Consider the following 12,283-nt stretch of genomic DNA (forward strand, 5'->3'; position numbering starts at 1 on the left):
TAATAGATCAATAAGGTTCACTATGTCTCAACCTAAGGAATATCAACGTATTGGCGGCTGGCTATTGGCACCGCTGGCTTATTTGATTGTGACATTGCTCAGTGCCAGCTTAATGTTGGCACTCTATGCTATGGCGATTTTTACGCCAGAATCCAGAGAATATCTGGTGACCAACTCGCAGGCATTTACTTTGCAATGGTATTTCTCCGTGGTCACCACGCTCTTAATGTGGATTTATACCTTATGGGTCATCTGGCTGTTCTGTAGCCGCTCACAGCGATTCCCTAAATGGTTTATTCTCTGGCTATTACTGACTGTATTATTGGCATTAAAAGCATTTGCTTTCTCGCCCATCAGTGATGATATCGCCTTACGCACCTTGGGTTGGCCCCTGCTGGCGGCGGCGATTTTTGTGCCTTATATGAAACGTTCGCAGCGAGTAAAGCATACTTTTATTGAACATTAAGCTAATTGCGCACTTTTTCTTCCAGGTATCCAATAGATTTCAAGGTGCAGGAAGGCGGCAAGCAAGAGCATCCCGATGAGCTGACACAAGTCAGTGATTCGGGTAATTGAGTGCAGCCAACACACCTGCAACTTGAAATATGACGGATAAAAGGGTAATAACCTTGCTCTTCATCTGTTGTTCTTAAGCCGCCAATTTTGGATAATAGGCGGCTTTACTTTTTTTAGGCTCCGTAATGACTTTTAGGCTCCGCAATGACTGAATACCTACTGCTGTTTGTCGGTACTGTTTTGGTAAACAACTTCGTTCTGGTCAAATTTCTTGGCCTGTGCCCTTTCATGGGCGTCTCCAAAAAACTGGAGACCGCCATTGGTATGGGGCTGGCGACGACTTTCGTACTGACATTGGCCTCGGTTTGCGCCTGGATGGTCAACAGCTTTATTTTGCTGCCACTTGGGTTGGTCTATTTGCGGACGCTGGCTTTTATTTTGGTTATCGCGGTGGTGGTGCAATTTACTGAGTTGGTGGTGCGCAAAACCAGTCCGGCACTTTATCGCTTGCTGGGGATCTTTTTGCCGCTCATCACCACAAACTGTGCGGTATTAGGTGTGGCCTTACTTAATGTCAATCAATCACACAATTTTATGCAATCGGCAGTCTATGGCTTCAGTGCCGCCGCCGGTTTCTCTTTAGTCATGGTGCTGTTTGCGGCTATCCGTGAGCGGCTGGCTGTCGCTGACGTTCCCGCCCCCTTCCGTGGCTCGTCCATTGCCCTGATAACCGCGGGGCTGATGTCATTGGCCTTTATGGGCTTTACCGGATTGGTGAAGTTCTAATGATGTCGTTATGGATTGCCATTGGTGCATTAAGTACATTGGCGCTGATTTCCGGTGCCGTGCTAGGTTTTGCTGCCCGCCGTTTCCAGGTTGATCAAGACCCTGTTGTCGAGCAAGTTGATGCTATTTTACCGCAAAGCCAGTGTGGTCAATGTGGCTATCCCGGCTGTCGCCCGTATGCCGAAGCGGTATCCGCGGGTGGTGAGAAAATAAACAAATGCGCTCCCGGTGGCGAGCAAGTGATGCTTAAACTGGCCGAATTGCTGGCCGTAGAGCCACAACCGCTGGATGGTGACGAAGCTGCCGCCCACCCGCAGCGCAAAGTGGCTTTTATTGATGAAGCAAATTGTATTGGTTGCACCAAATGCATTCAGGCCTGTCCGGTTGATGCCATTGTTGGCGCGACGCGTGCAATGCATACGGTTTTGCCGGATCTCTGCACCGGTTGTGACCTCTGTGTGTCGCCGTGCCCGACGGACTGTATTGAGATGATCCCGGTTGCTACCACCACCGCCAACTGGAAGTGGGATTTAAGCACCATCCCAGTTAAAAATCTTCCAACCCAATTAGCTGCCTCGCAGATGATTCCGGTGAAAATGATAGACGTGGAGCAACATGTTTAAGCTGTTTACTGCCCGCCAACACGACAATATCTGGGATTTCGATGGCGGCATCCATCCGCCAGAAATGAAGCTGCAATCAAGTCGGGTTCCGATGCGTATCGCATCCTTGCCGGAACAGTTAATCGTTCCTTTGCAACAGCATCTGGGGCCAGAAGGCGAACTGCGCGTCAGCACCGGTGAGCGAGTGTTAAAGGGCCAGCCACTGACAGTTGGCCGTGGCCGTACGGTGCCGGTGCATGCACCGACTTCCGGCGTTATCACGGCAATTGCGCCGCATACTACTGCTCACCCCTCGGGTCTGGCAGAGCTGTGCGTACACATAACTCCCGATGGTGAAGACCGCTGGCGCGAGCAACAGCCTTGGGCCAATTACTCGCAGCGGGATAAAACTGCCCTGCTCGAGAGGATCCATCAGGCGGGTATCGCCGGCTTAGGAGGCGCGGGGTTCCCCACCGCCAGCAAATTACAGGGCGGTTTGAACAGTGTAACCACACTCATTATTAACGCTGCCGAGTGCGAACCTTATATCACTGCCGATGATCGCCTGATGCAAGAACATGCCTCAGAAGTGGTCTTGGGGACACAGATTTTAATGTACTTGTTGCAGCCGCAGCAGGTGCTGATGGGTATTGAAGATAATAAACCTGAAGCTATCGCTGCCCTAAAACAGGCATTACGCGGCCAGAATAAAATACAGCTGCGGGTGATACCCACTAAGTATCCGTCAGGTGGGGCCAAGCAACTCACCAAGATCCTGACTGGTAAAGAAGTGCCTTTCGGTAAACACTCATCATCCATTGGCGTATTGATGCAAAACGTCGGTACAGTGGTAGCCATTAAGCGGGCGATTATTGACGACGAGCCATTAATCGAACGCGTGGTAACATTAACCGGCGATGCATTATCAAAACCAGGTAATTTCTGGGCCAGAATTGGCACGCCCGTGCTGCATTTGTTGAAACTGGCCGGTTTTACACCGCAAAACCAACCGATGGTGATTATGGGCGGCCCATTGATGGGCTTTACCCTGCCCAGTCTGGATGTGCCGATTGTTAAGATCAGTAACTGTATTTTGGCTCCCACGGAAGCTGAAATGGGGTTACCTGAACCAGAACAGTCGTGTATTCGCTGCGGTTTGTGTGTCGATGCCTGTCCGGCGGGCTTATTACCTCAGCAACTCTATTGGTTTAGTCGCGGCGAAGAGCATGAAAAAGCGCGCAATCATAATTTATTTGATTGTATCGAATGCGGTGCCTGCGCCTATGTTTGCCCAAGTAATATTCCTTTGGTGCAATATTATCGTCAGGAAAAGGCCGAAATACGCACCCTTGATCAAGAAGCGGAACGTGCTGCACAAGCGAAAGCGCGTTTTGAAGCTAAGCAGGCACGCCTGCAACGGGAAAAAATCGCGCGGGAATTGCGTCATAAACAAGCCGCCGTCAAGTTGACAGATGTAGACCAACAGACGGTTGAAGCGGCTGTCAGTCGTTTGGCTCGTGAATCCAATAATACAGATTCAACTATCAGTGTGACCCTTGGGCAAACACCCGATAATAGCGCTGCTATTGCTGCGCGTGAGGCTAGAAAAGCGCAAGCCCGCAAACGTCAGGCAGAAAAAAATCTGGCTGTCACCGAACCTGAAACTGATGTTGTTGACCCACGTCAGGCTGCGGTTGCCGCTGCCATTGCCCGTGTAAAGGCCAAAAAAGCGGCGCAAGCACAGCTTGAGTCAGAGCCGGTGAACAGCGAAAGTAAAGTGCCTGAGGAAGACCCTCGCAAAGCTGCCGTAGCAGCAGCCATTGCCAGAGTAAAGGCCAAAAAAGCGGTACAGACGCAACTTGAGTCAGAGCCGGTGAACAGCGAAAGTAAAGTGCCAGAGGAAGACCCTCGCAAAGCTGCCGTAGCAGCAGCCATTGCCAGAGTAAAGGCCAAAAAAGCGGCGCAAGCACAGCTTGAGTCAGAGCCGGTGAAAAGCGAAAGTAAAGTGCCTGAGGAAGACCCTCGCAAAGCTGCCGTAGCAGCAGCCATTGCCAGAGTGAAAGCCAAAAAAGCGGCGCAAGCCACATCAACCGTTAATCCTGACTAGATCAAAACTGACGCTCGACTTGTCATTGTAGTTGAGCGTCAGTTCACTGACATCAGGTAGGTGTAGGTAGATGAAATATCGCGCAATTTAGATTCAGCATGGCAGCTATCAACTTCAATCACTTCCATCTCTACACCACTGCCAAACTCATCACGCAACTTAGGCAGCACTTCATTAAACAAATATATTGAGAATTTTATGCATTCTTTGACACTACCCTGATGGGAAATAGATAAGAACTCTCCCGCCGGGATTGAAAGTGCATCTATCTCACGATGCCCTTGAATTTCATGTCGTTTTTCTTTATCAATAGCCGTCGAGTAATGCATACTTTTCTGCCCTTGCTCACCCTTATTGGCAGAAAACAGGGAATACACTCGCTGACAAGAGAAGTTAACTTCTTTGAAGAAATCGAGCAAAATCTCATCTTTCATTGCCATGCAAGAGGAATGCTGCCCACTACAATGGTTGTGTTCATCAAAATCCAATTGCCGTGTAAAACCAACTAACTCTTTCTCTGGTAACGATATTCGCTTGATTTCTGGCGTGTAGTTCTCATAGAAATTGAATCGTGGCAGCATTCCCTGCACATCCCAATGCTGCATCTGCCGGAAACTATTGGGAGTGACGCCAAAACGTTTCTTAAAGGTGCGAGTGAAGGTCTGTTGTGAGTCGAAACCCAACTCATCAGAGATCTCAATGATTGGCCGACGTGAGATACGCAGAGCAACAGCCGCGCGTGTCAACACCCGTCCACGTATATAGGAAGCTAATTGTAACCCCACAATACTTTTAAATTTCCGTTGTAAGTGCCATTTTGAATATCCGGAAATCTTCGCCACATCATCCAGTGTGGGCCGTTTTTCTAAATTAATTTCAATCCATTCAATTAATTCATCTATAAACAATATGTCTTCGTTTATCATTTCATTGTTCTTTAAATATATAATTACACTGCATACTACATTAATTTATCATTATGCCAACGCTTTTCTCAACCCTAATTTTAAACGTTAAAAAATCGTTAACTTACAATTAATTACAAAGAAAAGCCTTTCAATTATCGCTATAATAAACAGACTATTATAGTTCTCTTTTAAGTGCTGACACCTCATTATTCCCATAAGTAAAACATTATTCCCTTCTATTTACCTGTAACTATTCAGATATAAATTGCAAGTTAAATTTGTAGATTAGTGCTATTTATTAAACAGCACTATTTACTTAATAGTATGCCGATGATGATTAATAACCCTATGATTAAGGCGTATTACACTTTGTCTGAATAGGGTAGAATGCCGTGCTCATATTACCCCCTGACGGCTGAGTGTATTGACGCCTGCAAGTATTGACTTGCCCGCGCGATGCCTGCGTTTGAGAATCCTGATAAGTATTTGACATATGGTTGCAATTTCATGAAATTCAGGCCTGTAACATCGACCCAGAACAAAGGGTTGCAGATAGCCAGTTCCCCTTTTACACATAACCAACGTAGCACCCGCAGTATTATGCTGCTGGTTATTTTAGCCTGCATTCCGGGGATTCTCGCCCAGACCTGGTTCTTTGGCTATGGCAGCCTGATTCAAGCCGCACTCGCCATGGCAACTGCTGTGCTGGCCGAAGGCGCTGTCTTGCATTTACGTAAACAGCCGGTACTGACACGATTACAGGATAACTCTGCCCTGCTCACTGGCTTATTGTTAGGTATCAGTCTGCCGCCACTTGCCCCTTGGTGGATGATTGTTCTGGGTACTGCATTTGCCATTATTATTGCCAAACAACTTTACGGCGGTTTAGGCCAGAATCCGTTTAATCCTGCCATGGTCGGCTATGTTGTATTACTGATTTCATTCCCGGTACAAATGACCAGTTGGCTTCCTCCTCTGCCATTACAAGGAACGCCGGTTGGATTCTATGACAGCTTATCAACCATTTTTACCGGATTCACCCAAAGTGGTGCCGATATTCATCAACTGCAGATTGGCTATGATGGGATAAGTCAGGCCACACCTCTCGATAACTTTAAAACGGCACTGCGCTCCCAACCCGTGGAACAGATTCTGCAACAACCGATCTTTGCTGGCGGGCTGGCGGGTATTGGCTGGCAATGGATTAACCTCGGTTTCCTGGCAGGCGGCCTGTTGCTGCTTTGGCGTAAAGCTATTCACTGGCATATTCCGGTGAGTTTCCTGCTGGCTTTGGCAGGGTGTGCTGCGATCAGTTGGATGATTGCACCGCAGAGCTTTGCGCCCCCTATGTTGCATCTGTTTTCCGGTGCCACCATGTTGGGTGCTTTCTTTATTGCAACCGATCCGGTCAGCGCCTCGACAACACCTCGTGGTCGGCTGATTTTCGGGGCATTGATTGGTATTTTGGTGTGGCTGATTCGCGTTTACGGCGGTTATCCCGATGGGGTAGCATTTGCGGTGCTGCTGGCCAACATCTGTGTGCCACTGATTGATCACTACACTCAACCACGCGTTTATGGTCATCAGCGTGGGCATAAATAAGGAGCCGTTATGCTAAACACTATGAAGCGTCACGGCATCACTCTGGCATTGTTTGCCGCAGGTGCCACTGGGCTGACAGCAGTGGTTAATTCGTTAACCGAATCTACCATCGCCCATCAGGCGGCACTACAACAGAAAGCCTTGTTGGATCAGGTCGTTCCAGCAGAAAATTATGACAATGACATGCAAGCCGAATGTTACGTTGTCACTGATTCAGCACTCGGCAACATGGCCCCTCACCGCCTTTATCTGGCGCGCAAAGAGGGGCAGCCAGTCGCAGCCGCCATCGAAACCACCGCGCCAGATGGCTATTCCGGCGCTATCCAATTATTGGTCGGAGCAGACTTTGGCGGTAACGTACTGGGTAGTCGGGTGATTGAACATCACGAAACCCCTGGCCTCGGTGATAAAATTGATATTCGTATCTCTGACTGGATCAGTCATTTCAGCGGCCGACATGTGGATGGCGAGCAAGATAAGCGTTGGGCAGTGAAAAAAGACGGCGGCGACTTTGATCAGTTTACCGGTGCGACCATCACGCCAAGGGCAGTAGTCCGGGCGGTGAAAAATACGGCGCTATTCTTAGAAACTCTGCCGGCAAAACTCGCTAGCTTGCCCGTCTGTGGAGAAGATCAATGAGTGAAGCAAGAGACTTGTTAGCCCAAGGGCTATGGAAAAATAACTCAGCATTGGTACAACTGCTGGGCCTGTGCCCGCTGCTGGCCGTTTCATCAACGGCAACCAATGCGCTAGGCTTGGGTCTGGCCACCACACTGGTATTGGTATGCACCAACACAGCAGTATCGGCGCTGCGCCGCTGGGTGCCGAATGAAATCCGCATCCCTATCTATGTGATGATCATTGCTTCCGTGGTCAGCACGGTGCAAATGCTGATTAACGCCTATGCATTTGGTTTATATCAGTCGCTTGGGATATTTATCCCGTTGATTGTGACCAACTGTATTGTGATTGGTCGGGCAGAAGCATACGCCGCCAGGAACCCGGTAGGTTTATCAGCACTGGATGGCTTAGCTATGGGGCTGGGGGCAACATGCGCATTATTTGTCTTGGGCTCCCTGCGTGAAATCCTGGGTAATGGCACCCTGTTTGATGGTGCTGATATGTTACTCGGTGATTGGGCAAAAGTACTGCGTATTGAGGTCTTACATCTGGACAGTCCTTTCCTGTTAGCTATGTTGCCACCGGGCGCGTTTATCGGCCTGGGTTTGTTGTTAGCCGGGAAATATGTCATTGATGAGAAAATGAAAGCGCGCAAAGCCAGAGCCTTGGCTACCGCACCGCAACTTCAGGATGGAGTGGCAGAGAAAGCCTTATGAATCAAGAGAAACGTGTCGCTATTTTGACCCGCCTGCGGGATAACGACCCACACCCAACGACGGAATTGGTTTACAGCACGCCGTTTGAGTTGTTGATTTCGGTGCTTTTATCGGCACAAGCAACCGATGTCAGTGTCAATAAAGCCACTGCCAAGCTCTATCCAGTGGCTAATACTCCGCAGGCCATACTGGATCTGGGTGTTGATGGCCTCAAGTCATACATCAAAACTATTGGTTTGTTTAACACCAAAGCTGAGAACGTGATTAAAACCTGCCGGATATTGCTGGAAAAACACCACGGTGAAGTCCCAGAAGATCGCGCTGCACTGGAAGCCTTACCCGGTGTCGGTCGCAAAACGGCCAATGTGGTGTTGAATACCGCCTTTGGCTGGCCGACGATTGCCGTTGATACACATATATTTCGTGTATGTAACCGCACAGGCTTTGCCCCTGGTAGCAATGTTGATCAGGTTGAAGCCAGGTTACTCAAAGTGGTTCCCGCTGAATTTAAACTGGACTGCCACCATTGGCTGATTTTACATGGTCGCTACACCTGTGTTGCCCGCAAACCCCGCTGCGGTTCGTGCATTATTGAAGATTTGTGCGAGTTTAAAGAAAAAGTCTATCCTGAACATTAATCACCCCGCCCAGTAAAGTATGCTGGCCGATGGCTGATAGGTTAAATGGGTCACAGAATAAAGTTCATTCAGTTATCGCTGAGTGAACTGTTTAATTAATGACTCTAAATAGCTAAGCTGCTTTAGTAGTGGCTTAGATAGCCCAACTTCACTCACTACCGTACCCTGCAATGCCGTCATCTCATTAATAAATTGATGCCATGCGCGACTCAGTTTTTCAGCCTCGGCAACAACAGCACTTTTCTCCTGAGTAATTTTAATGATCACGTTGACACCGGAAATTAACTTCTCTGATTGCTCTAATTGGCGGTTGAGTTCCGTTAAGCGAGGGGACGTGATATCCATTTGGTTATTCAGTTTTTTAGCAGTGATATCTTTTGTCAGTTGTTTTCGCCGTAATTTTTCTGTTTGCAAGATAGCGTCAATTCCCTCAATAATTACCACGTTATGCAGACTTGAGGCCGACTTATCTAATAACTCAGTTTTTTCGATAAACAATTTTTTCAGTTGAGCAATATCATTGCCCAGGCTATTTATAAGATTAACACGATCTTTACACATTTCAGTTTTACTTTCCTCATCAATATCATGACTGATTAGTGTCTCGTCGATTTCGTCCAAAGTCGTGAAATAAGTTAAAGCCAGAGTATTTTTCAATTTAGCCTGTAATGTTGATAGTGACTCACGCACAATAATATCCAATCTTTGCGAATAAAAACTGACTCGTAGTGCTTTCTCCTGCAATGCTTCGGCCCCTGCTGTTTTAACCTGAGCAAGACGAAATATATCTTTAACTCCTTGACTAAAAGTTTTAATGTTAATATCTGGGTAATTCAGACAACTGCACGGAAATGTGTTTATTCCAGCCATGATAATGTTCCTCATAATGAATAATTAAATACGAACAAATTAATTAGCCATAAATTATTGATGTTATTATTTGAAGTTAATAGTTTTCTTGATTACTTATATTGTACTTTATATTAAACACCCTAAGCTGTCGGTTACTAAATAATAGAACAGTTAAGTCATTTTTACATCATTAAAACCCGATAAAAATTTAATAACAACCCTGTAAAATGATATTTAATTAAAGTGTTAATCATTAATGTAATGATATTTATTATACAGCATCATTTTATCAATATAAGATGCAGCTATTAATTCGCCAGATGGACATCAATGGATTTGATCCGCAATATTCGAGTGATAAGCCCGCTCTATGCCGCGATTGCGGTATTCGATTAGACGCTAGTGCCCCGCCCCACTAGACTTGTGACAAAATAGACTCAAACAGTTAATCATTTTGTTACCTGTTTGAAACAAAAAAACACCTGCGGCGTATTATCATGAAATTTAAATCAGCCATAAAACCCTATACCGGCGCTGCTGGTGGCTGGGGATCTCTTGAAGCCACCACGCGCTTTGTGTTGGACAGCAAGCAAGCATTGAAGAATATTCGTAATTTGCTGCGCGTCAACCAAGTCAAAGGCTTTGACTGCCCGGGCTGCGCCTGGGGAGATGACAACCACAGCACTTTCAGTTTTTGTGAGAATGGGGCCAAAGCGGTCAGTTGGGAAGCTACCCGCAAGGCGGTGGAGCCAGAGTTTTTTGCGGAACACAGCCTGACGACCCTGCGCCAACAGAGTGATTATTTTCTTGAATATCAAGGGCGAATCACCCACCCCATGCGCTATAACCCCGATACTGACCGTTATCAACCTATCAGTTGGGAAAGTGCTCTTGAGTTAATTGCCAAACATATTAATGGATTGGATAACCCAAATCAGCTGGAGCTATATACTTCAGGCCGAGCCAGTAATGAAGCCTCCTACCTTTATCAGCTGTTCGGCCGTATGTTGGGAACCAATAATTTCCCGGATTGCTCCAATATGTGTCATGAAGCCAGTGGCACCGGGCTGAAACAGAGTATTGGCGTCGGTAAAGGCACCATTCGTATGCAGGATTTTGAACTGGCTGACGCCATTTTTGTCTTCGGGCAGAATCCGGGCACTAATCATCCGAGGATGTTGCACAGCTTACGCCATGCCAAAGATCGCGGCGCACGGATTGTCAGCTTCAATACCTTGCGTGAGCGTGGATTGGAACGTTTTGCTGACCCACAAAACCCGATTGAAATGTTGACGCCTAAATCATCCCCCATTAGCTCTGCCTATTTTCAACCCAATCTTGGCGGTGATATGGCAGCGGTTCGCGGTATGGTGAAAGCCCTGCTGGAAACCCATCGCCAGCAACTGGAACAGGGGCAGTCCGGCTTATTTGATGAAGCCTTTATTAGCGCTCACACTGAAGGGATCGATGATTATCTGGCGGCGGTTGATAGTACGTCATGGGCGCAGATTACCCAGCAATCAGGCTTAACCGAGGCGCAAATACGTCATGCAGCAGATATTTATCAGCATGCAGAGCGCGTTATCCTGACCTGGGCAATGGGTATCACACAGCATAAACATTCGGTGATAACCGTCAGGGAACTGACCAACCTGCAACTTCTGTTTGGGCAATTAGGCAAACCCGGTGCGGGGTTATGCCCGGTTCGCGGCCACAGTAATGTGCAGGGCAACCGCACTATGGGCATCGATGAGAAACCCTCTGCCGCCATGTTAACGCGGTTAGGCCAGCATTTTGGTTTTACCCCGCCTCAAGCCGCTGGACATAATACCGTGGAAGCGCTTGAAGCCATGCTGCGCGGCGAAGTCAAAGTGTTGATTGCCCTAGGGGGCAATCTGGCAGCAGCGGCTCCCGATACCGAGCGTACCGCCCAAGCACTGCGCCGCTGTGATCTTACGGTACATATCAGCACCAAGCTCAATCGTAGCCACCTGATAACCGGCGCTGAAGCCTTGATTCTTCCGACGCTGGGCCGTACTGAACGTGATATGCAAGCGACTGGCTCACAATTTATTACCGTAGAAGATTCATTTAGCATGGTGCACGCCTCTGAAGGTGTGGGGAAACCGCTGGCGGAGACTCAGCACTCAGAAACAGCCATTGTTTGCGGCATTGCCAATGCTGTTTTTGCTCAGCAGCCCGCAGAGGGAAAAGCGCTGGATTGGCTGGCATTAGCCGACGATTACAACTTGATTCGTGACCATATTGCAGCAACCACTCCCGGTTTTGATGACTTTAATGCCCGGTGCGAGCAACCCGGTGGTTTCTATCTGGGCAGTGCCGCCGCCGAAATGCAATTTGCCACCCCCAGTGGTAAAGCCGAGTTTTGTGCAGCAATGCTCCCTGATAGCTTATTTCCGCAGACTGCCGGTGAGCAGGCTCCTTTTGTGCTGCAAACTTTGCGTTCACACGATCAATATAACACCACTATTTATGGCCTCGATGACCGCTATCGTGGAGTTTATGGTCAACGTGAAGTGCTGTTTATCAACCCGCAAGATTTGGCTGAACTGGCATTAGAAGATGGCGATTTAGTTGAAATTGAAACGCTGTGGAATGACGGGATCACACGAAAAGTCAGTGGCTTCAAGCTGGTAAGTTACGATATTCCCCGTGGAAATCTGGCTGCTTATTACCCTGAAACCAATCCGCTGGTTCCGTTATCCAGTTTTGGTGATGAAACCCACACACCAACCTCAAAATCAGTGCCGGTGACAGTGCGCCGCTGGCAAGAACCACAAACATTACGTATTGCTTGAATATCGTCAAAAAGCTGGCCCTGTTTCGTCGGGGCCAATTATTGTGGATCACGGCTGACAAAAAGCACCAGACATACCCATGTCTCAGACTGCTGACAACCCCCGACGACTCGATC

The 12,283-nt window shown here is 47.9% G+C and carries 11 protein-coding genes; 9 read left to right on the forward strand and 2 right to left on the reverse strand.

The window, feature by feature from the left end; translation table 11 throughout:
* The first annotated feature begins 22 nt into the window (after window positions 1–22).
* The 4 genes from FTB31_RS18250 to rsxC all read left to right on the forward strand — a co-directional run bounded on the left by FTB31_RS18250 (window position 23) and on the right by rsxC (window position 4,011).
* Complete coding sequence (locus FTB31_RS18250; RefSeq protein WP_050077997.1) at window positions 23–466, forward strand: DUF2569 domain-containing protein; 444 nt, start codon at window positions 23–25, stop codon at window positions 464–466.
* Window positions 467–720: 254 nt separating this feature from the next.
* Window positions 721–1,302 carry an electron transport complex subunit RsxA gene (rsxA, locus tag FTB31_RS18255; protein ID WP_013649928.1) on the forward strand — a complete coding sequence of 194 codons (582 nt, stop codon included), beginning with the start codon at window positions 721–723 and terminating at the stop codon, window positions 1,300–1,302.
* On the forward strand, window positions 1,302–1,925 hold the full coding sequence (rsxB, locus tag FTB31_RS18260) for an electron transport complex subunit RsxB (protein ID WP_174849572.1): 624 nt from the start codon (window positions 1,302–1,304) through the stop codon (window positions 1,923–1,925). The genes rsxA and rsxB overlap by 1 nt, the downstream gene beginning before the upstream one ends.
* Window positions 1,918–4,011 (forward strand): electron transport complex subunit RsxC, encoded by a 2,094-nt coding sequence (gene rsxC / locus FTB31_RS18265; protein WP_227731682.1) that lies wholly within the window; start codon window positions 1,918–1,920, stop codon window positions 4,009–4,011. The genes rsxB and rsxC overlap by 8 nt, the downstream gene beginning before the upstream one ends.
* 38 nt (window positions 4,012–4,049) lie before the next feature.
* Here rsxC and FTB31_RS18270 read toward each other — a convergent pair whose 3' ends face one another.
* On the reverse strand, window positions 4,050–4,937 hold the full coding sequence (locus tag FTB31_RS18270) for a helix-turn-helix domain-containing protein (RefSeq protein WP_050075598.1): 888 nt from the start codon (window positions 4,935–4,937) through the stop codon (window positions 4,050–4,052).
* A gap of 489 nt (window positions 4,938–5,426) precedes the next feature.
* On the opposite strand from FTB31_RS18270, the gene rsxD reads away from it, so the two are divergent.
* The 4 genes from rsxD to nth are packed head-to-tail and all read left to right on the forward strand — an operon-like array spanning window position 5,427 to window position 8,496.
* A complete protein-coding gene (gene rsxD / locus FTB31_RS18275) occupies window positions 5,427–6,521 on the forward strand; it encodes an electron transport complex subunit RsxD (protein ID WP_227719986.1) in 1,095 nt (364 codons plus the stop codon).
* Between the two features lie 9 nt (window positions 6,522–6,530).
* Window positions 6,531–7,160, forward strand: coding sequence for an electron transport complex subunit RsxG (rsxG, locus tag FTB31_RS18280; RefSeq protein ID WP_077293863.1), 630 nt, complete (start codon window positions 6,531–6,533; stop codon window positions 7,158–7,160).
* Window positions 7,157–7,858 carry an electron transport complex subunit E gene (locus FTB31_RS18285; RefSeq protein ID WP_005169892.1) on the forward strand — a complete coding sequence of 234 codons (702 nt, stop codon included), beginning with the start codon at window positions 7,157–7,159 and terminating at the stop codon, window positions 7,856–7,858. The genes rsxG and FTB31_RS18285 overlap by 4 nt, the downstream gene beginning before the upstream one ends.
* Complete coding sequence (gene nth, locus FTB31_RS18290; protein WP_077174749.1) at window positions 7,855–8,496, forward strand: endonuclease III; 642 nt, start codon at window positions 7,855–7,857, stop codon at window positions 8,494–8,496. The genes FTB31_RS18285 and nth overlap by 4 nt, the downstream gene beginning before the upstream one ends.
* Before the next feature lie 72 nt (window positions 8,497–8,568).
* Here nth and FTB31_RS18295 read toward each other — a convergent pair whose 3' ends face one another.
* The gene (locus tag FTB31_RS18295) at window positions 8,569–9,366 is read right to left on the reverse strand and encodes an alpha-xenorhabdolysin family binary toxin subunit B (protein WP_227729822.1); all 798 of its coding nucleotides are present in this window, start codon (window positions 9,364–9,366) and stop codon (window positions 8,569–8,571) included.
* Window positions 9,367–9,845: 479 nt separating this feature from the next.
* On the opposite strand from FTB31_RS18295, the gene FTB31_RS18300 reads away from it, so the two are divergent.
* The gene (locus FTB31_RS18300; RefSeq protein ID WP_077174751.1) at window positions 9,846–12,167 is read left to right on the forward strand and encodes an FdhF/YdeP family oxidoreductase; all 2,322 of its coding nucleotides are present in this window, start codon (window positions 9,846–9,848) and stop codon (window positions 12,165–12,167) included.
* The last annotated feature ends 116 nt before the right edge of the window (window positions 12,168–12,283 follow it).

Source organism: Yersinia proxima (genome assembly GCF_902170785.1).
GTDB classification, from domain to species: Bacteria; Pseudomonadota; Gammaproteobacteria; order Enterobacterales; family Enterobacteriaceae; genus Yersinia; species Yersinia proxima.

Coding starts and splice junctions, on each gene's coding strand:
- rsxB (WP_174849572.1), top strand. CDS start 1,302: ATGATGTCGTTATGGATTGCCATTGGTGCATTAAGTACATTGGCGCTG.
- FTB31_RS18295 (WP_227729822.1), bottom strand. CDS start 9,366: ATGGCTGGAATAAACACATTTCCGTGCAGTTGTCTGAATTACCCAGAT.
- nth (WP_077174749.1), top strand. CDS start 7,855: ATGAATCAAGAGAAACGTGTCGCTATTTTGACCCGCCTGCGGGATAAC.
- FTB31_RS18270 (WP_050075598.1), bottom strand. CDS start 4,937: ATGATAAACGAAGACATATTGTTTATAGATGAATTAATTGAATGGATT.
- rsxG (WP_077293863.1), top strand. CDS start 6,531: ATGCTAAACACTATGAAGCGTCACGGCATCACTCTGGCATTGTTTGCC.
- rsxD (WP_227719986.1), top strand. CDS start 5,427: ATGAAATTCAGGCCTGTAACATCGACCCAGAACAAAGGGTTGCAGATA.
- rsxC (WP_227731682.1), top strand. CDS start 1,918: ATGTTTAAGCTGTTTACTGCCCGCCAACACGACAATATCTGGGATTTC.
- rsxA (WP_013649928.1), top strand. CDS start 721: ATGACTGAATACCTACTGCTGTTTGTCGGTACTGTTTTGGTAAACAAC.
- FTB31_RS18250 (WP_050077997.1), top strand. CDS start 23: ATGTCTCAACCTAAGGAATATCAACGTATTGGCGGCTGGCTATTGGCA.
- FTB31_RS18285 (WP_005169892.1), top strand. CDS start 7,157: ATGAGTGAAGCAAGAGACTTGTTAGCCCAAGGGCTATGGAAAAATAAC.
- FTB31_RS18300 (WP_077174751.1), top strand. CDS start 9,846: ATGAAATTTAAATCAGCCATAAAACCCTATACCGGCGCTGCTGGTGGC.